Here is a 16,535-nt window from a genome sequence, read left to right as displayed (position 1 = left end):
CCGAATTGCCAAGAGGCCGTTCAATTTAGAACACATCGCATACCGCCTAGCAGCTTGAGACGACGGAAATTTGAAGGCATAGATAATGCCACTCTGATTCAGGCTATCGGGTAGCGGGGAACTTGTATGGAACAGCATTTTCAAATGTTTGCGTGGTACAATCGCTGGGCCAACGAACTGCTCTATGCCGCTGCTGCCGATCTGAGCGACGAGGAATACCGGCTCGATCTTGGGCTGTTCTTCGGTTCGATCCATCGCACGCTCAACCATCTTCTGGTCACCGACCGCATCTGGATGAAGCGGTTTACCGGCGAAGGCGACCATCCAAAGCAACTCGACGCCATCATCACCGACAATTTCATCACGCTGCGCGATCTGCGTCATGCCGAAGATGAACGCATCTGCCGGTACACCGACTCCTTGAACGCCGACAAGCTTGCTGGACGTTTTACCTATACGACCGTTTCGGACATGCGCACGATGAGCCAGCGGCTTGCGCCTTCGCTGGCGCATCTGTTCAATCACCAGACCCATCATCGCGGCCAGATCCACGCGGCATTGACGCGGCTCGGTACCGACGCTCCGTCGCTCGACCTCTCACAATTCCAGCGAACCGAAGGCGGACGCCGCTTCGCCTGACTGATGTTGATACTTGCGGAAACGCTTCAAGCCGTGCAAAAGCGATTTCACCATGCTTATCCTTGACGACATCTCCGTACGAATTGCCGGACGCCTCTTGATCGACCACGCCAGCGTAACGCTGCCTGCGGGGTCGAAGACGGGTTTCGTCGGCCGCAACGGCACCGGCAAATCCACGCTGTTTCGTGTGATCACGGGCGATCTTGCGCCGGAAACAGGTAGCATCTCGCTTCCGAAAAATACTCGTATCGGTCAGGTGGCGCAGGAAGCGCCCGGCACCGAGGACGCACTGATTGAAATCGTCATGAAGGCGGACAAGGAGCGCACAGCACTTCTTGAAGAGGCCGACACGGCAACCGACCCGCACCGCATTGCGGAAATTCATACACGCCTTGCCGATATCAATGCGCATTCGGCGGAAGCTCGCGCAGGCGCCATTCTGTCCGGTCTCGGTTTCAACGCCGAAGCACAACGCCAGCCTGCGTCCGCGTTTTCCGGCGGCTGGCGCATGCGCGTCGCTCTGGCAGCGGTTCTTTTTGCCGAGCCGGACCTGCTGCTGCTCGACGAACCGACCAACTATCTCGACCTTGAAGGCGTGCTGTGGCTGGTCGACTATGTGAAGCGCTATCCGCACACCGTCATCATCATCAGCCACGACCGCGATCTCCTGAACTCGGCGACCAGTTCGATCATGCATCTCGACCAGAAGAAGATCAGCTTCTGGCGCGGCAATTACGATCAGTTCGAGCGCCAGCGTCACGAAATGCTGGAATTGCAGCAGAAGGCCCACGCCAAGCAGGAAGCCCACCGCAAGCACATGGAATCCTTCGTGGAACGGTTCCGTGCCAAGGCCACCAAGGCCCGTCAGGCACAATCGCGCATGAAGGCTCTGGAAAAGCTCAAACCAATCGAGCTTTATGTTGAAAGCAATGTGCAGCCGTTTCGTTTTCCAGACGCTGACAAAAAGACGGCATCGCCTGTCATCGCGCTTGATAATGCCGATGTCGGTTATGTGCCCGGCAAGCCGGTCCTTCGCAATGTGACCTTGCGCATCGACAATGACGACCGCATCGCCCTCCTCGGCTCGAACGGTAACGGCAAATCAACGCTTGCAAAGCTGATTGCCGGTCGCCTGACGCCGGAAAAAGGCACGCTCACGCTTTCGCCGAGCCTGAAAGTCGCATTCTTCGCACAGCACCAGATGGACGATCTGATTCCTGAAGACAATGCCATCGAGCATGTGCGCAAGCTGATGCCGATGGAACCGGAAGCGAAGGTGCGCGCGCGCGTTGCGCAGATGGGCCTGTCGACCGAGAAGATGCTGACGCCGGCCAAAGACCTGTCCGGTGGCGAGAAAGCGCGCCTCCTGATGGGACTTGCGACCTTTCATGGTCCCAACCTGTTGATCCTCGACGAACCGACCAACCATCTCGACATCGACAGCCGCGAGGAGCTTGTGCATGCGCTCAACGCTTTCAACGGCGCGGTTATCCTGATTGCCCACGACCGCCATCTTATCGAAGCCACGATGGAACGACTCTGGCTGGTCCGCGAAGGCGGCGTGAAGGCGTTTGAAGGCGATCTCGATGAATACCGACAGATCGTTCTTGCTGATGCCAAGGGAGAACCGGCTGCCGACCGCGACGATAACGCCAAGGTCAACAAGGCTGAACAGCGAAAGCTCGCCGCCCAGAAGCGCGAAGCCATGGCGCCGCTGCAGAAAAAGATCAAGGAAACCGAAGCCTTGATTCAAAAACTGCAGAAACAGATTCAAGGCTTCTCGTCGCAACTGGAAGACCCGGCGCTTTACGAGAAGGAACCTCAGAAGGCGGTCCGGATCAACAAGGACATGAGCGATACCCGTTCTGCACTTGCGGATGCAGAGGACAAGTGGCTGGAGCTTTCCACCGAATATGAAGAAGCTATGGCCGATTAAAAATCGGCCTTCTGTCTGTCGGCAGAGTCCTACGTGAACATAAGCAAGATCACGACCCCCAACACGATCCAGCCGATGACACGCATGGCAACCGGCAGAGGACGGGGCATGAACCGCACCGCGAGAAGCGCGAAAATGACGGTCAGAACGGGAAACCCGAAATAAAGGGCGGCGTAACCGCTCTGCCCTTCAAAAGAAGAGCCGAAGACGCCAAGCTTTTCGAGCGGTATCAGCGCAACCAGCGCTGCAAGAGCCGAAAGCAGCAACAGCAGCAACCTGTCGGAAATTTTGCAGAGCATCGTCATCAATCAGCTCTGGGGACGCAAACGCGTGCGCATCAAAGCATAAAGACCGAATGCACCGAGGATCAGACCTATGGTCGTATAGACCTCGTCCGGCGTTTCCGCTCCCCGACGCAATACGAGATCGGCTTTTGAAAGCTGAAGCCCATCCGTGTTTCCCTGCACCAGACGGAACGCATAAAGCCCCGGAATGACTGGATCGATATCGCCCGCACTCTGGCGCAGAACGCTGCCATCCTGCGGGCGGTCCGTATTGATGGAACCGCTCGTCGAGGCGAAATCGAGCCCCTGAGAGAGAACCGGCTGGCCGTCGCGGCTGACCGCAAGGGTCACCGCCGAGCGCCTTTCCGCAGGTACGTAACCCGGCAAAGGCGTTGCATCAATGAACACACGCACCGGCCCATCGTCCGCCGACAGCCTGACTTCCTGTATCTTGAAGCCGCTTTGGCGGTTTTCAAGCATGGTCCAGCGCCCGATTTCGCTGCCAGTGAAATGGCGCATATACCAAGGATAACCGATGGCGAGCCCAAAACCGGCGACGATCATCAAAATGAATAGCACTCGCGTCACGCTTTGCGCTCCCAACGGCGATCGGGCGTCTGCTGCCAGTAAGTCAAGTCGTGGCCCCCCGCCTTGAAATTTTTCCACTGCCCTCGGGCAATATCGAGCTGATCCTGATCGTGGCCATCGAACATGACGACAAGACGTTCATAGGCATCCGCCCGTTCCAGTCCTGCGCCTTCAACGAGAAAGCGCACCGTCGCTCCATTCGGATTGGCTTCACTGGTCGTCAGCAGAACCGGCTGGTGTTCGGGATGAGGCTCTTTATCGGTGCCATGCGCCACGAAGGACGTATCGGAGAAGGTCCAGAGCAAACCATCCAGCGCATCGCGTCTTTCCTCGCTGACAGTCTGGATCGTGACGCGCCAGCCGCGCCCGAGCGAGCGCTCGACCAGACCGGGCAAGGCCTCATCGAGTGTCGATTCCGTCAGATGGTAGAAGAGAATTTCCGCCATGCACTATCCGTTTCGGGAATGGGTGAAGAAATTGATTCCGCTTCTCCACCCATCCTTTTGTTTGGAAAAGATTTTAGCTTTCAAAATGATCCCGGACAAGGCGGTCCAGCAGGCGGACGCCATAGCCGGAAGCCCATGTCTGGCTATACTCGTTTGCTGGCGACCCCATAGCCGTTCCGGCAACGTCGAGATGCGCCCAAGGGGTTTCGCCGACAAAGCGCTTCAGGAACTGTGCCGCCGTGATCGATCCGCCGTAACGGCCAGCGCTGTTCTTCATATCGGCAAACTTCGAATCGATCATCTTGTCGTATTCGGTGCCGAGCGGCAGGCGCCACAGCTTTTCGCCGGTCAACTGGCCTGCATCATAAAGCTGATCCGCAAGCTCGTCGTCATTGGAGAAGAGGCCGGCGTGATACTGGCCGAGAGCAACCATGACAGCGCCCGTAAGGGTGGCCAGATTGATGATGAAGCGCGGCTTGAAACGGTCATTCGTATAGTGCAGCGCATCGGCGAGAACGAGACGGCCTTCGGCATCGGTGTTGATGACTTCAATCGTCTGTCCCGACATGGATGTAACGATGTCACCCGGGCGCTGGGCATTGCCATCCGGCATGTTTTCAACAAGGCCGATAATGCCGATGGCATTGACCTTTGCCTTGCGTCCAGCCAGAGCGCGCATCAGACCAGTAACGGCTGCCGCGCCACCCATGTCGCCCTTCATGTCTTCCATGCCAGCAGCAGGCTTGATGGAAATACCGCCCGTATCGAACACCACGCCCTTGCCGACAAAGGCAACCGGCTTTTCCTTGCTCTTCGCGCCCTGCCATTCCATGACAACCAGTCGCGGCGGGCGAACGGAACCCTGTGCCACGCCGAGAAGCGCGCCCATGCCGAGCTTCTTCATTTCCTTCTCGCCGAGAACCTCGATCTTCACGCCAAGCTTTTCGAGCTTTTCAGCTTCCTGTGCAAATTCGACCGGGCCGAGAATGTTCGCAGGCTCATTGACGAGATTGCGCGCCTGGATAACACCGTCCGCAACCGCTTCAGCAACTTCAAAAGCCCGCTTCGCCGTGTGCGGATCAGCGACGCAGATGCTGATCTTGGCAGCGTGTTTCGGATCGCCATTTTCCTCATTGTTCTTGCGCGTCTTGTAGCGCTCGAACTTGTAGGAGCGCAGAATCATACCAAGCGCGAGATCAGCTGCTTCGTCACCGGCAATGGTGGTTTCAGGCAATGCAAGCGTCACCGTTGCGCGCTCGGCTTTACCGATTCGTGAAAATGCAGCGCCGCCGATCTTCAACCAATCGTCATTGCCAAGCTTGCCCGGTTCACCGACGCCGACCAGAACAATCTTGTCGACACCGCTGGACGTGGTTTCGATCGCCTCAGCGGTCTTGCCGAGAGCACCGGTGAATCCGGAAATTTCGGCAATGCGCTTGATCTTTTCCGCACCGCCAGCAGCCTGAGCCGCCTCATCCGCAAAGCCGCCGCCCTTGGCGACGAGGACGATGGACACGCCTTTTTCCGGTGCTGCAAAATCGCTGAAAGAGATCGAAGGACGTTTAGACATGACAACTCCAAACTTGGTGTCGATTTGAGAATGACACGATTGTGTCGCGACTTTTCCCTACTCATGTGAGACGAATATGGCGAAACAGCAAGAGTTGATGCCAGATTGTCCAGTTTTAGCCCGAGGAAAACCGTGCAGGACACAATTGCAAACCCGTCTTACCTGCTCCGCACAAAAACTGGTTGCCATGAGCCGACTCATCGCTCATTAACAGGGCCCATTAATGGGAGTAGCAGAGCTGGCATCTTCCTAATGCTTTTAGTAGTCTGTTAACCGCGTTTATTGGGCCAATCTTAGCCAAGCGTCATTAAGTTTAATGATTATCACGAGTGCTGCTGCCCTTTCGGGTGCGCGCTCCTTCAACGGAACCGGGATGTAGACTCCACCTATGCGATTGATTGAGTTGTACATCTTGCGCCGGGTGGCGATCATGTTCCTAGCAGTGCTCGGGGCGGCGGTCGGTATTACCTGGACTGTGCAGGTGCTCCAGCGCATCGACTTTCTGACCACAAGCGGACAGACATTCCAGACGATCATCCAGTTCAGCTCGCTCTTGATCCCGTCGGCCATCCCTCTCGTGATGCCGTTTGCGCTGATTATTGCAATCACTCAGACGCTTTCGACCATGAACCAGGATTCCGAGCTTGTCGTCATCAATGCGTCGGGCGCACCGCGCAGCGCGGTCATGCGTCCAATCCTGATTCTTGCAGCCGTCATTTCCGTCGTCTCGTTTCTCGTCGCCAATTATGTCGATCCCTATGCGCGCATGAACATGCGCGCGATGATTGCCAATGCCAGCGCCGACCTGATGAATGTCATCGTTCAGGAAGGCAACTTCCGGAAACTGGCGGATAATCTCTATATTCAGGTGGCTGAACGACGCGCCGACGGCAGCATTGGCGGGCTTTTCATTGCCGATTCACGCGATCCGTCGCTCGACCTCATCTATTACGCCGCAGATGGCGCGATTGCGTCGACGCCGACCGGCGACATGCTTTTGATGCAGAACGGTGAAGTGCAGCGGCGTGATGTGTCGGATGGCACCGTCTCGATCATCAAGTTCAATTCCTACGCATTCGATCTCAGCCAGTTCGCCTCGGCTGGCGACGATTTCGTTATCTACGCGAAGGATCGTCCGCTTTCCTACCTGTTGAATCCGGACCCGAACGATCCGATCCTTCAGACCCGTCCATTGCGCTACAAGGCCGAATTGCATCGCCGTCTGACGCAATGGCTCTATCCGGTTGTCTTTGCAATGATCGCACTGGCTTTTGCTGGCGATTCCCGCTCGCATCGCGAAGCCCGCGTATCGGCGTCCTTCTCGGCGATCAGCACCGCCCTTCTCGTCTATTGGGCAGGCTATTTCGCGTCCGATCGGGCCGACAAGGATGCAGGCTATATCGTCGTTATGTATCTCGTTCCTGCCGCCGTCATTCTTGTGACGGGCTTTGCGCTCGCTACCGGGCGACGGATCGGCCTGCCGGACAAATGGAACGACCGTATTCTCGACAATTTCGACAATCTGAGAAACAGTGTCTCAGAACGCTATGCCCGTCTCACTGGACGTTCGCGCAATAAAGCCGGAGGTCAGGCATGATTGGCTGGACGCTTGGACGCTATTTCTTCATCCGCTATGTGCAGATCACACTCTATTTTCTGCTCGGTATCTTTGCATTGTCCCTGCTTCTCGATTTTACCGAGAATGCGAGCAAGCTTTCAAACCTGCCGGACTATTCGGTATGGGCTGCGCTTGGCCTTTCCGCCATGCGCGTTCCGTTCATCATGCAGCAGATGATCCCGTTCGTTGCCCTGTTCTCCGCAATGGCGACACTCATCTCGCTCAACAGGAAATACGAACTCGTTGTCGCCCGCTCCGTCGGCGTTTCCGCCTGGCAGTTCCTTCTTCCTGCCTGTTTCGGCGCTTTCCTGTTTGGCCTTGCCACGATCTTCATCCTCAATCCGTTTGCTGCCTACGGCTTTGCCAAGGCCGACGAGATTGCATCGACATGGAAGACCGGGAAGGTTACCGACGTTTCCGCCTTGCGCGACCCATGGCTTCGCCAGAAAACGGATGAAGGTGAAACCATCATCGGCGCAAAAAGCATTCTGGATCAGGGCGCTACGCTTGCTGACGCGACATTCATTCAGTTCGATGAAAAGAAGAACATCAAGGTCCGTTACGATGCGCGGACTGCGCAGCTGAAGGACGGTCATTGGGAGCTTACCGACGTGACGCGATTCGCGCGCGGCGAAGAACCCCAGAAAATGGCGAGTTTCCAGATAGAGACGCAGCTGCGCCCGGAATATGTGGAAGAGAAGCTCGCGACGCCCGACACGATCCCCTTCACGCAGTTGCGTCACAAGATCGAAGTCGCGCGTTCGTTCGGTTATTCGGCAAACGCATTTGACATGCAATACCAGTCACTTCTGGCATTGCCGGCATTGCTGATGGCGATGACTCTCATTGCTGCAACAGTGTCGTTGAAATTTGTGCGATTTGGTCAGTCAGGAGCGATGATTCTGGGTGGCGTTATCGCAGGCTTCATGCTTTATGTCGTTTCGGTGCTGGTGAAGGCATTCGGGAATGCGGGATTCGTTCCGCCGTTCGTGGCTGCCTGGGTTCCGGTTGTTATCGCGACATTCTTTGGTGTCTCCTTTCTGTTGCATAAGGAGGATGGTTAGTGGGTTTGAGTAACGCCCGCATGGTATTGCCCCATTTGCTCTCGCGTCTTGCGCGCGGGACGGCCTTGGCGTGCGTCCTTGCTTTACCTTTCATTTCTGTCGCAGCCCTGCCCTCTCCTGCATCGGCACAGGACGCTCTCGCATCCAATTATGAGAGCGATCCGAATGCGCGCATGCTTCTGCAAGCAGATGAGCTCGTCTATGATCGCGACATCAATACCGTCACGGCTCAGGGCAAGGTGCGCATCGAGTATGACGGCAACCATCTCGTCGCAGACAAGGTAACATATAACCAGCAGACGCGGCGCATGACCGCGACGGGTAATGTTGAGATCGTCGAACGCGACGGCAACAAGATCTACTCCGAACATATGGATGTCACCGACAGTTTCCGCGACGGCTTCGTAAACGGCCTTCGCGTCGAGACGACGGACAACACCCGCTTTGCCGCCGAAAGCGCTGAACGCAGCAACGGCGAAATCACAACATTCAACAACGGCGTCTATACGGCCTGCGAACCCTGCGCGAAGAATCCGGACAAGCCTGTTCTCTGGCAGATCAAGGCACGCAAGATCATCTGGAACAGCACGACGAAGACGGTCCGTTTCGAACATGGCCGCTTCGAGTTCTTCGGCATGCCACTTGCCTATTTCCCGGCATTCGAGATGGCAGACCCGACAGTGAAGCGCAAGAGTGGTTTCCTGTTTCCGGGCTTCTCCTACAAGGACGATCTCGGCTTCGGCATCAAGAACTCGTATTTCTGGGCACTTGCGCCGAATTACGACGTGACCCTTTCCACAACCGCTTACACCAAGCAGGGCTTCCTGACCGAGGCCGAATGGCGTCATCGCCTGGAAAACGGCACCTACAATCTTCGCATCGCTGGCATTCACCAGAACAAGCCGGGCGAATTCGATGTGGACACAGTTGACCGCGAAGAAGACAATCGCGGCATGGTCGCATCGAAAGGCGATTTCAATCTTAATTCGCGCTGGCGTTTTGGTTGGGATGTGATGGCACAGACCGACCGGAATTTCAGCCGCACTTATTCTCTTGACGGCTACGGTGCCGAAACTCAGGTTTCCAAAATATACCTCACGGGTATTAATAACCGGAATTATTTCGACCTGAACTTCTACCGTTTCAATGTGCAGGAATCTCTCTTGTCGGATAATCCGAACGAGATGCATTCGAAGCAGCCTTGGGTTTTCCCAAGTCTGGATTATTCCTACACGATGCCTGAGCCGGTCTATGGCGGTGAGCTGAACTTCAATACCAATCTGCAGGCTTTGTATCGACAGAATGCAAATTATACGGTGAAGCCGAACAATGATTTGCCTTACTACGCTCGTATTCCCGGCTTTAGCGGCACTAATGTTCGCCTGACCACCGAAGCGGAATGGAAGCGCACATTCATCACGCCTGCCGGTCTGGTCATCACGCCGTTGCTGGCACTGCGCGGTGACGCCATTGGCGCCAATACGAACTTCAATCTGGCAGATGCTGGCTATACGGATGCACTCGTGCGTTCGGAAGCGCTTCGCGCCATGGCAACCGCAGGGCTTGAACTGCGCTGGCCGATCCTGTTCTCGACCACCAGCTCAACCCATATCATCGAGCCGATTGCCCAGCTTTATGTTCGCAACAACGAACGCTATGCAGGCGAGTTGCCGAATGAAGATGCCCAGAGCTTTGTCTTCGACGCGACGAACCTGTTCTCGCGCGACAAGTTCTCCGGTTATGATCGTGTTGAAGGTGGCACCCGTGCCAATCTCGGCGTCCGCTATTCGGGCAACTTCAACAATAGCGATTGGGCGCTTTATGCTCTCGGCGGTCAGTCATTCCAGCTGGGTGGCGTAAACTCCTACGGCACAAGCGATTTCGTGAATGTCGGCGCAGATTCCGGCCTGCAAGATGCCCGCTCCGACTATGTTGCCATGATCGGCACGTCCAACTCGACAGGACTTGCTCTGGCTGCGCGCGGACGTTTCGACAAGGACAGTTTCGCAGTTCAGCGCGGCGAGCTTGAAGCCCAGCAGAGCTGGCAAAAGCTGACAGTTTCTGCACAATACGCCTATATCGCGCCGCAGCCGGCCTACGGATATAGTGATCTTCGTCAGGAAGTTACGGGTTCGGCAACAGCGCGTATCAATACGAACTGGCGCGTTTTCGGCTCAGGCACCTACGATATGGTATCTGAAACCTTGGTCCGCGCATCGTCAGGCCTCGCCTATGATGATGAGTGCTTCACGTATTCCATGGCTTATGTCCAAACCCGCAATCCGGGTGATGATAAAGCGTCCCATAGCGTTGGCTTCAACATTTCGCTGCGCACCCTCGGCGACATAGGCAGCGGTAATCAGACTTTCTAATCTTGATGGACCGGAAGCGTTGGAAATGCTTCCGGTCTTTCCATTTAATGCGACAAAGAAATTTGCTCATCAAAGCCTGATTTGGCATCCATTCTTCAGTATTCAGACGATACAAGCTTCCTAAAATAGCTTTTGGGTCATTGTTTCGCCGCACTAGCTCATCTATACAGGCAGCTTATGATCAGCCGCTGATATGATTGCTTGTTGGGCTGAATAGCGGCAATGACTATAATGGGATATGTCCGGTAAGGATTGTCGTTCGTCGACCGGAAGGAATCGGGAAAGAAAGATGATGATTGCAAGACCTCTCTTCGCCTCCATGCTGAGCGCCGCAGTTTGCCTGACGACGCTTGGAACCGTTGCGGTTCCGGCATTTGCTGCAGGTGCAGGGTCCGAGGTCAAAGTCATCGTTTCCGGCAATGCCATCACGAACAGCGACATTCAGCACCGCGTCGCGTTCCTGAAGCTGCAACGTAAGGGTGGCAATCTCAGTCAGGTCGCGAAAGAAGAACTGACCGATGAAATGTTGAAACGCATCGAAATGAAATCGCGCAGCATCAACATTACCGACCAGCAGGTCGATGAGGCTTATGCCGGGTTTGCCAGCCGCAACAAGATGAGCCTGGCTCAGCTCAATCAGTTGATGAACCAGTCAGGTGTTACGCCTGACCATTTCAAGAAATACATCATGGTCCAGATGGGCTGGGGCCGCCTCGTCAGTGCCCGTTTCCGCGCGACCGGCATGGTCAGTGAACAGGAAGCCGTTCAACGCATGTTGAAGGATGGCGGTAAGAAGCCTGTGGCAACCGAATATCGCCTTCAGCAGGTCATTTTCGTGATCCCCGCTTCCAAACGCTCTCCTGCCCTGCTTTCCAAGCGCAAGCAGGAAGCCAATGCGCTTCGCTCGCGCTTCCAGAGCTGTGACGCAACCCGTCAGCAGGCCAAAGGCATTCTTGACGTGACCGTCCGTGATCTCGGCCGCATCATCGAACAGCAGTTGCCGAACGAGTGGGCGAAAGCGGTCAAGGCAACATCCGTCGGTGGCACGACCCCGCCACAGGAAACCGAAAAGGGCGTGGAATTCCTGGCAGTCTGCTCGACCCGCCAAATATCGGATGACCGCGTTGCTCAGTTCGTCTTCTCCATGGAAGGTGCGGATTCCCCTGCCGGCCAGGAAAAGAAAGCCGAACAGCTCAGCGAGAAATATCTGAAGGAACTGCGCGAAAAGGCGACAATCGTTAATCGCTAAACCGACCGGACGGTTCATCCGTCCTCCATGGAATATGACGTGATGTCCGCCGCACCTGTTCCTCCCCTCGCCATCAGCATTGGCGACCCTTCTGGCATCGGCCCCGATGTTGTGCTTGCAGCCTGGCTTCGGCGCAGCGAGCTTTCGCTGCCGCCTTTCGCCTTGCTGGCAGATCCGCTGCAACTGGCTGCCCGTGCGCGACACCTCGGTCTTGATGTTGAGATAGAGGTTATTTCCGCTATTTCTGCCGCAAGCGGTGTCTTTTCTCGTGCGTTGCCGGTGCTTCCGCTCGGGAACAAGCTGACGGATAATGTCGGCAAGCCGTTGCCAGAAAACGCTGCAGGCATCATCGAAGCCATCGAGCGCGCGGTCGCGCTCACACTGAATGGTGAGGCTTCGGCAGTCGTTACCTGCCCAATCTCGAAGAAGCCGCTTTATGAAGCCGGGTTTCAGCATCCCGGCCATACGGAATTTCTGGCGGAACTGGCAAGCAAACATCTTGGAAAGCTTGTTACGCCGGTCATGATGCTGGCCGGGCCACAGCTTCGCGCCGTTCCGGTCACCATACACATTCCGCTTTCCGAAGTACCCGTACGCTTGCGTACTGCCGATATCATCGAAGTATCGCGGATCACCGCCACCGAACTGCGCGAACGGTTCGGCATCGCATCACCCCGTCTGGCTATATCCGGACTCAACCCGCATGCGGGCGAAGGCGGAGCCATGGGCAAAGAGGATGATGCCGTCATCCTTCCCGCAATCGAGGCGTTGCGCCGTGAGGGGATCAATGCGCGCGGCCCCCTGCCCGCTGATACGATGTTTCACGCGCCAGCCCGCGCAACCTATGATGCTGCGGTCTGCATGTATCACGATCAGGCTCTTATCCCTGCCAAAGCGCTGGCTTTCGACGAAACCGTGAATGTGACGCTCGGGCTTCCCTTCATTCGCACATCGCCGGATCATGGCACGGCCTTCGACATTGCGGGCAAAGGCATCGCTCGCCCGGACAGCCTTGTCGCGGCTATTCGCCTTGCGCAAGAACTGGCTGAGAATGCAGCCAACGGACATTAACGAGTACAAATGGCATGAGTATTGATGGCCTTCCCCCGCTTCGCGAGGTAATCGAACGGCACGATCTGATGCCGAAGAAATCGCTCGGCCAGAATTTCCTTTTCGATCTCAATCTGACATCGAAGATCGCCCGGCAGGCGGGCAATCTGCAGGACCAGCCCATCATCGAAGTTGGTCCGGGTCCCGGCGGACTGACCCGCGCACTTCTTGCCCAAGGCGCTTGTGTCACGGCGATCGAGCGCGATGAACGATGCCTTGATGCTCTTGCCGAAATTGAGGCCCATTATCCGGGTCGTCTGCGCATCATCTCAGGCGACGCTCTTGAGCAGGATTTTTCGACATTATTTCCAGATGGGCCAAAGCCGCGCATCGTTGCCAATCTGCCTTACAATGTTGGCACGCAGCTTCTGCTCAACTGGCTGCTGGTCGAGCCATGGCCACCTTTCTATTCGTCGATGACGTTGATGTTCCAACGGGAGGTCGCCGAGCGTATCGTCGCGACGCCTGACAGTGATCATTATGGACGCCTTGGTGTGCTTGCCGGGTGGAGAACTGTTTCGAAGATCAGCTTCGATGTGCCGCCGCAAGCATTTACACCACCGCCGAAAGTGATGTCGTCGGTCGTCCATATCATTCCGCGTGAAGACCCGCTGCCTTGCAATGCGAATGCGCTCGGGCAAATTACGCAGGCCGCCTTTGGACAGCGCCGCAAGATGTTACGCCAGAGCCTGAAACCGGTTGGCGGGGCCGAGCTTCTTGAGAAGACAGGCATCGACGGAACACGCCGTGCCGAAACGCTCAGTGTGGAAGAATTCGTCGCGCTGGCAAACGCCTATCGCCCGATCAAATAGTTAGAGCGGTTTACTCCTCTAATGACGGTCACTTTTCCCGGTGGCTGCCTTCGCCGCTTCAGGCGCAGCAGGCATGACTGGCAGCTTCATTTCATTGACGATCTGCCCCACGTGGTCGATCTCTTCACGGAAGCTGTTCAGGGACGAGCCAGTCAGTTTTTCACCAGCGTTGAGACGCGCCGTCAACGGATTGACATACTGATCGCCGACCTTGAGCTCATAATAGAGGTGCGGGCCTGTTGAATACCCCGTCGACCCGACATAGGCGATTACTTCACCCTGCTTGACGTGTTCGCCAACCTTCAGGTCTTTTCTGGACGCTGAAAGATGCGCATAGGTCGTGCTGTAGCCACCCTGATGACGGATACGGACATATTTTCCATATCCCTTCTGATACGAGATAAGCTCCACCACACCGTCACCCGCCGCAACGATGGGCGAGCCGATCGGCGCATCGTAATCCACGCCATTATGGTGTTTGCGAACATGCAGAACGGGATGTATGCGCCAGCCAAAACCATCATTGAGACGGCCATTCGGAAGAGGTTTCTGCATGAGATATTTCGTCATGGAGGAGCCGTCTTCATTAAAGTAATCCGCACCGCCATTGCCTTCATGACGATACAGGCGGCGGCTATTCCCATCCGTTGTGAACTCGACAAAAACCAGTTCCGGTTCCGTCTCCGCACTTTTGCGGAAAAGAAGGTCGATCAAGTCCGGCCTTTTACCACCATTCAGCGAAATACCATTCTGTGAAGCCAGCCTCTCGACTTCACCGACGATTGCTTTCGGTGCGCCCGCCTGTGCCAGCCGGGACGGAATGGAGCCGCTACTGCTGACCTCATTTTGTGGGTGGTAGGCTGTCAGCATCGCATCGCGCGACAGTCGTGCAAAAAGGCGTTCATTGCCGGTAGCGCGAAAAACGCCATCGTCGGCACGTCCGTAGACAGCTTTATCGATATCGCCATGCTCGAAGCGCGCAAGCGCGATGTGCTGTTCGCCATCAGCGCCAGCGTCTTGCCCCGATTTATCGACCAGCAGTTCCAGACTGTCACCGGGTACCAGTTCAGTTCGAGCCAGAGCCTCCTCAAGCCGCTTGCTGTCCTCGATTGCTATGCCTGCTGCCTGCAACAACGCGCCCAATCGTTCGCGTGACTGCGGCGCGACGATAATCTCATGAACCTTGGCTTCTGTTCCTACGGCCGGTCTGGCGAGACTGACATTGACCGGAATACCCCGCTCCATTGCTTCTTCGGCTGGTTCCGAACGAGATTTCAGCGAGGAAATTCCTCCGCGAAGCGCATCATCAATCACGGCGCGTTTCGAGCCTTTGACGTCAAGAACCACGTGCTGGTAGGTGTAAAGGCGCGCGTCGCCGTCCTCGACGCCTTCAGCTATGTCGATGCGTCTTGATACCCGACTTCCGGGGGTAATACTCCCTTCCGGCACCAGTCGTGCTTCTTTCGGTGCAGCGCGGTTCCTTCTCAGTGTAGTTGTATTGAACATGACCGGTTGTGCAGGCCGCCCATGCCGCACCAGCCGCCCTGTCGTAAACAAAAATCCGCCCCCGGCAATGACGGTAGCGGCTGCCAGTGCCAGACAGAACCGCAGATGTGTATGCAGGGAAAACCGGACCTGCCGGAATGGTCTCAGACTGTGGGAAGAAAGTGGCTCGCCCTTGAGGGCAGCTCCGAAGGACGCAAAATCTGGCTCCGCCGTCGCAGCAACTAGTCTTTCGTTTGCTGGCGCTGACCAGAAGACCATTTTAAATAATTCTCCGCCAAGGATTATCGGCGGAAGAGTGGCAAAGACAGCGGCCAAAATAAGGCTTCTGGCGGGATATCCACCAGAAGAGAATCACATTCAGCGAATTGTGAAGATCAGGCCTTCACCCGTCCCCGGCGATGTTCGACCAGCATCGACCACGTATAGAGCGCAAGACCGGCCCAGATCAGCGCGAAAGCACCGAGCTGTGCTGTCGAGAACGGCTCATGGAAGATGAAAATCGCAAAGAAAAACAACATCGTCGGCGTCATGTACTGCATGAGGCCGAGCGTCGTATAGCGCAGCAATTTGGCACCACCTGCGTAAAGGATCAACGGGATGGCTGTGAAAGGCCCGGCCAGAAGCAGCATTGTCACGTTAAACGCTGGGCCGGTCGAGAAATGGTCCTGACCGTTTGCGGCCAGCCACAGCACATAGCCCAGCGCCGGAATGCACAGGATGAGCACTTCAAGTGTGAAGCCCTGCAACGGCGGCATTGGCAGTGACTTGCGGAAGAATCCATAGAGGCCGAAAGTCAGTGGCAGCGCCAGCGATACCCATGGCAGACCACCTGCATTGACGGTCAGCAGTATCACTGCAGCGAAAGCCAGTCCCACGGCAACATATTGAACCCTGGTCAGCCTTTCGCCGAGGAAGAGACCGCCGAGGACGACATTGAACAGTGGATTGATGTAATAGCCGAGCGCTGCACCCATCACCTGATCATGAGCCACAGCCCACACGTAGATCGACCAGTTGATGGTGATAAGCCCGGCTGTCAGAGCGGCCATGGCCAGCATGCGTGGCTGGCGTACAGCGCTGAGAATGCCTTTGAACTGACCCAGAGCCAGCAAAAGCAGCAGCGCGACCGGAACCGACCAGATCACGCGGTGCGATACGACTTCCATTGCCGGGATGTGGCCAAGCGCCTTGAGATAGAACGGCAGTGCGCCCCAGAGCCCATAGGCTGCCAAAGCCATCAGAAAACCGCGCGACCCGTCAGAAAGGCGCGTATCGGTGATGGTCTGGTCGGACATGCCTCTCTCCTCGGCGAAACTGAAGATGTCGCAAACCGATTGCGGC

The 16,535-nt window shown here is 56.2% G+C and carries 14 protein-coding genes; 8 read left to right on the top strand and 6 right to left on the bottom strand.

The genetic code is table 11. The features are described from left to right. Positions 1–126: 126 nt before the first annotated feature. Both KWJ32_RS20140 and KWJ32_RS20135 read left to right on the top strand, forming a co-directional pair. Positions 127–639 carry a DinB family protein gene (locus tag KWJ32_RS20140; RefSeq protein ID WP_010661673.1) on the top strand — a complete coding sequence of 171 codons (513 nt, stop codon included), beginning with the start codon at positions 127–129 and terminating at the stop codon, positions 637–639. A 52-nt stretch (positions 640–691) separates the two neighbouring features. Beyond that, entirely contained in the window at positions 692–2,575 is a 1,884-nt protein-coding gene (locus tag KWJ32_RS20135; RefSeq protein ID WP_010661672.1) for an ABC-F family ATP-binding cassette domain-containing protein, read from the top strand. 29 nt (positions 2,576–2,604) lie between these two features. Here KWJ32_RS20135 and KWJ32_RS20130 read toward each other — a convergent pair whose 3' ends face one another. The 4 genes from KWJ32_RS20130 to KWJ32_RS20115 form a co-directional block, all read right to left on the bottom strand. Next, positions 2,605–2,880 carry a hypothetical protein gene (locus tag KWJ32_RS20130; RefSeq protein WP_012092387.1) on the bottom strand — a complete coding sequence of 92 codons (276 nt, stop codon included), beginning with the start codon at positions 2,878–2,880 and terminating at the stop codon, positions 2,605–2,607. A 3-nt stretch (positions 2,881–2,883) separates the two neighbouring features. Next, positions 2,884–3,423 (bottom strand): hypothetical protein, encoded by a 540-nt coding sequence (locus KWJ32_RS20125; RefSeq protein ID WP_036564143.1) that lies wholly within the window; start codon positions 3,421–3,423, stop codon positions 2,884–2,886. A gap of 20 nt (positions 3,424–3,443) precedes the next feature. After that, the gene (locus KWJ32_RS20120; protein WP_256886194.1) at positions 3,444–3,893 is read right to left on the bottom strand and encodes a DNA polymerase III subunit chi; all 450 of its coding nucleotides are present in this window, start codon (positions 3,891–3,893) and stop codon (positions 3,444–3,446) included. A 73-nt stretch (positions 3,894–3,966) separates the two neighbouring features. Continuing rightward, on the bottom strand, positions 3,967–5,463 hold the full coding sequence (locus KWJ32_RS20115; RefSeq protein ID WP_036580666.1) for a leucyl aminopeptidase: 1,497 nt from the start codon (positions 5,461–5,463) through the stop codon (positions 3,967–3,969). A 388-nt stretch (positions 5,464–5,851) separates the two neighbouring features. Between KWJ32_RS20115 and lptF the strand changes: the two genes are divergently transcribed. The 6 genes from lptF (at position 5,852) to rsmA (ending at position 13,688) form a co-directional block, all read left to right on the top strand. After that, positions 5,852–7,060 carry an LPS export ABC transporter permease LptF gene (gene lptF, locus KWJ32_RS20110; RefSeq protein ID WP_125335008.1) on the top strand — a complete coding sequence of 403 codons (1,209 nt, stop codon included), beginning with the start codon at positions 5,852–5,854 and terminating at the stop codon, positions 7,058–7,060. Further along, on the top strand, positions 7,057–8,145 hold the full coding sequence (gene lptG, locus KWJ32_RS20105; protein ID WP_010661666.1) for an LPS export ABC transporter permease LptG: 1,089 nt from the start codon (positions 7,057–7,059) through the stop codon (positions 8,143–8,145). The genes lptF and lptG overlap by 4 nt, the downstream gene beginning before the upstream one ends. 20 nt (positions 8,146–8,165) lie before the next feature. Further along, complete coding sequence (locus KWJ32_RS20100) at positions 8,166–10,517, top strand: LPS-assembly protein LptD (RefSeq protein WP_256886215.1); 2,352 nt, start codon at positions 8,166–8,168, stop codon at positions 10,515–10,517. 289 nt (positions 10,518–10,806) lie between these two features. After that, positions 10,807–11,766 carry a peptidylprolyl isomerase gene (locus tag KWJ32_RS20095; RefSeq protein WP_256886193.1) on the top strand — a complete coding sequence of 320 codons (960 nt, stop codon included), beginning with the start codon at positions 10,807–10,809 and terminating at the stop codon, positions 11,764–11,766. Positions 11,767–11,808: 42 nt separating this feature from the next. Continuing rightward, a complete protein-coding gene (gene pdxA / locus KWJ32_RS20090) occupies positions 11,809–12,837 on the top strand; it encodes a 4-hydroxythreonine-4-phosphate dehydrogenase PdxA (RefSeq protein ID WP_256886192.1) in 1,029 nt (342 codons plus the stop codon). Positions 12,838–12,851: 14 nt separating this feature from the next. Further along, complete coding sequence (gene rsmA, locus KWJ32_RS20085; RefSeq protein ID WP_029925230.1) at positions 12,852–13,688, top strand: 16S rRNA (adenine(1518)-N(6)/adenine(1519)-N(6))-dimethyltransferase RsmA; 837 nt, start codon at positions 12,852–12,854, stop codon at positions 13,686–13,688. 18 nt (positions 13,689–13,706) lie between these two features. Here rsmA and KWJ32_RS20080 read toward each other — a convergent pair whose 3' ends face one another. Then, positions 13,707–15,452: a M23 family metallopeptidase gene (locus KWJ32_RS20080; RefSeq protein WP_256886191.1), complete on the bottom strand. Its 1,746-nt coding sequence runs from the start codon at positions 15,450–15,452 to the stop codon at positions 13,707–13,709. A gap of 116 nt (positions 15,453–15,568) precedes the next feature. Continuing rightward, positions 15,569–16,489 (bottom strand): EamA family transporter RarD, encoded by a 921-nt coding sequence (gene rarD / locus KWJ32_RS20075; RefSeq protein WP_029925235.1) that lies wholly within the window; start codon positions 16,487–16,489, stop codon positions 15,569–15,571. Positions 16,490–16,535: the final 46 nt, after the last annotated feature.

It is taken from the genome of Ochrobactrum sp. BTU2, from assembly GCF_024539785.1.
Lineage (GTDB): Bacteria > Pseudomonadota > Alphaproteobacteria > Rhizobiales > Rhizobiaceae > Brucella > Brucella anthropi.
The sequence above is the reverse complement of the archived record's forward strand: the minus strand, read 5'-3'. Positions and strand labels throughout refer to the sequence as shown.

Bases quoted from the DNA above. Each gene is read 5' to 3' on its own strand.
- KWJ32_RS20140 (WP_010661673.1), top strand. From the start codon at position 127: ATGGAACAGCATTTTCAAATGTTTGCGTGGTACAATCGCTGGGCCAAC.
- KWJ32_RS20135 (WP_010661672.1), top strand. From the start codon at position 692: ATGCTTATCCTTGACGACATCTCCGTACGAATTGCCGGACGCCTCTTG.
- KWJ32_RS20130 (WP_012092387.1), bottom strand. From the start codon at position 2,880: ATGACGATGCTCTGCAAAATTTCCGACAGGTTGCTGCTGTTGCTGCTT.
- KWJ32_RS20125 (WP_036564143.1), bottom strand. From the start codon at position 3,423: ATGATCGTCGCCGGTTTTGGGCTCGCCATCGGTTATCCTTGGTATATG.
- KWJ32_RS20120 (WP_256886194.1), bottom strand. From the start codon at position 3,893: ATGGCGGAAATTCTCTTCTACCATCTGACGGAATCGACACTCGATGAG.
- KWJ32_RS20115 (WP_036580666.1), bottom strand. From the start codon at position 5,463: ATGTCTAAACGTCCTTCGATCTCTTTCAGCGATTTTGCAGCACCGGAA.
- lptF (WP_125335008.1), top strand. From the start codon at position 5,852: ATGCGATTGATTGAGTTGTACATCTTGCGCCGGGTGGCGATCATGTTC.
- lptG (WP_010661666.1), top strand. From the start codon at position 7,057: ATGATTGGCTGGACGCTTGGACGCTATTTCTTCATCCGCTATGTGCAG.
- KWJ32_RS20100 (WP_256886215.1), top strand. From the start codon at position 8,166: ATGGTATTGCCCCATTTGCTCTCGCGTCTTGCGCGCGGGACGGCCTTG.
- KWJ32_RS20095 (WP_256886193.1), top strand. From the start codon at position 10,807: ATGATGATTGCAAGACCTCTCTTCGCCTCCATGCTGAGCGCCGCAGTT.
- pdxA (WP_256886192.1), top strand. From the start codon at position 11,809: ATGTCCGCCGCACCTGTTCCTCCCCTCGCCATCAGCATTGGCGACCCT.
- rsmA (WP_029925230.1), top strand. From the start codon at position 12,852: ATGAGTATTGATGGCCTTCCCCCGCTTCGCGAGGTAATCGAACGGCAC.
- KWJ32_RS20080 (WP_256886191.1), bottom strand. From the start codon at position 15,452: ATGGTCTTCTGGTCAGCGCCAGCAAACGAAAGACTAGTTGCTGCGACG.
- rarD (WP_029925235.1), bottom strand. From the start codon at position 16,489: ATGTCCGACCAGACCATCACCGATACGCGCCTTTCTGACGGGTCGCGC.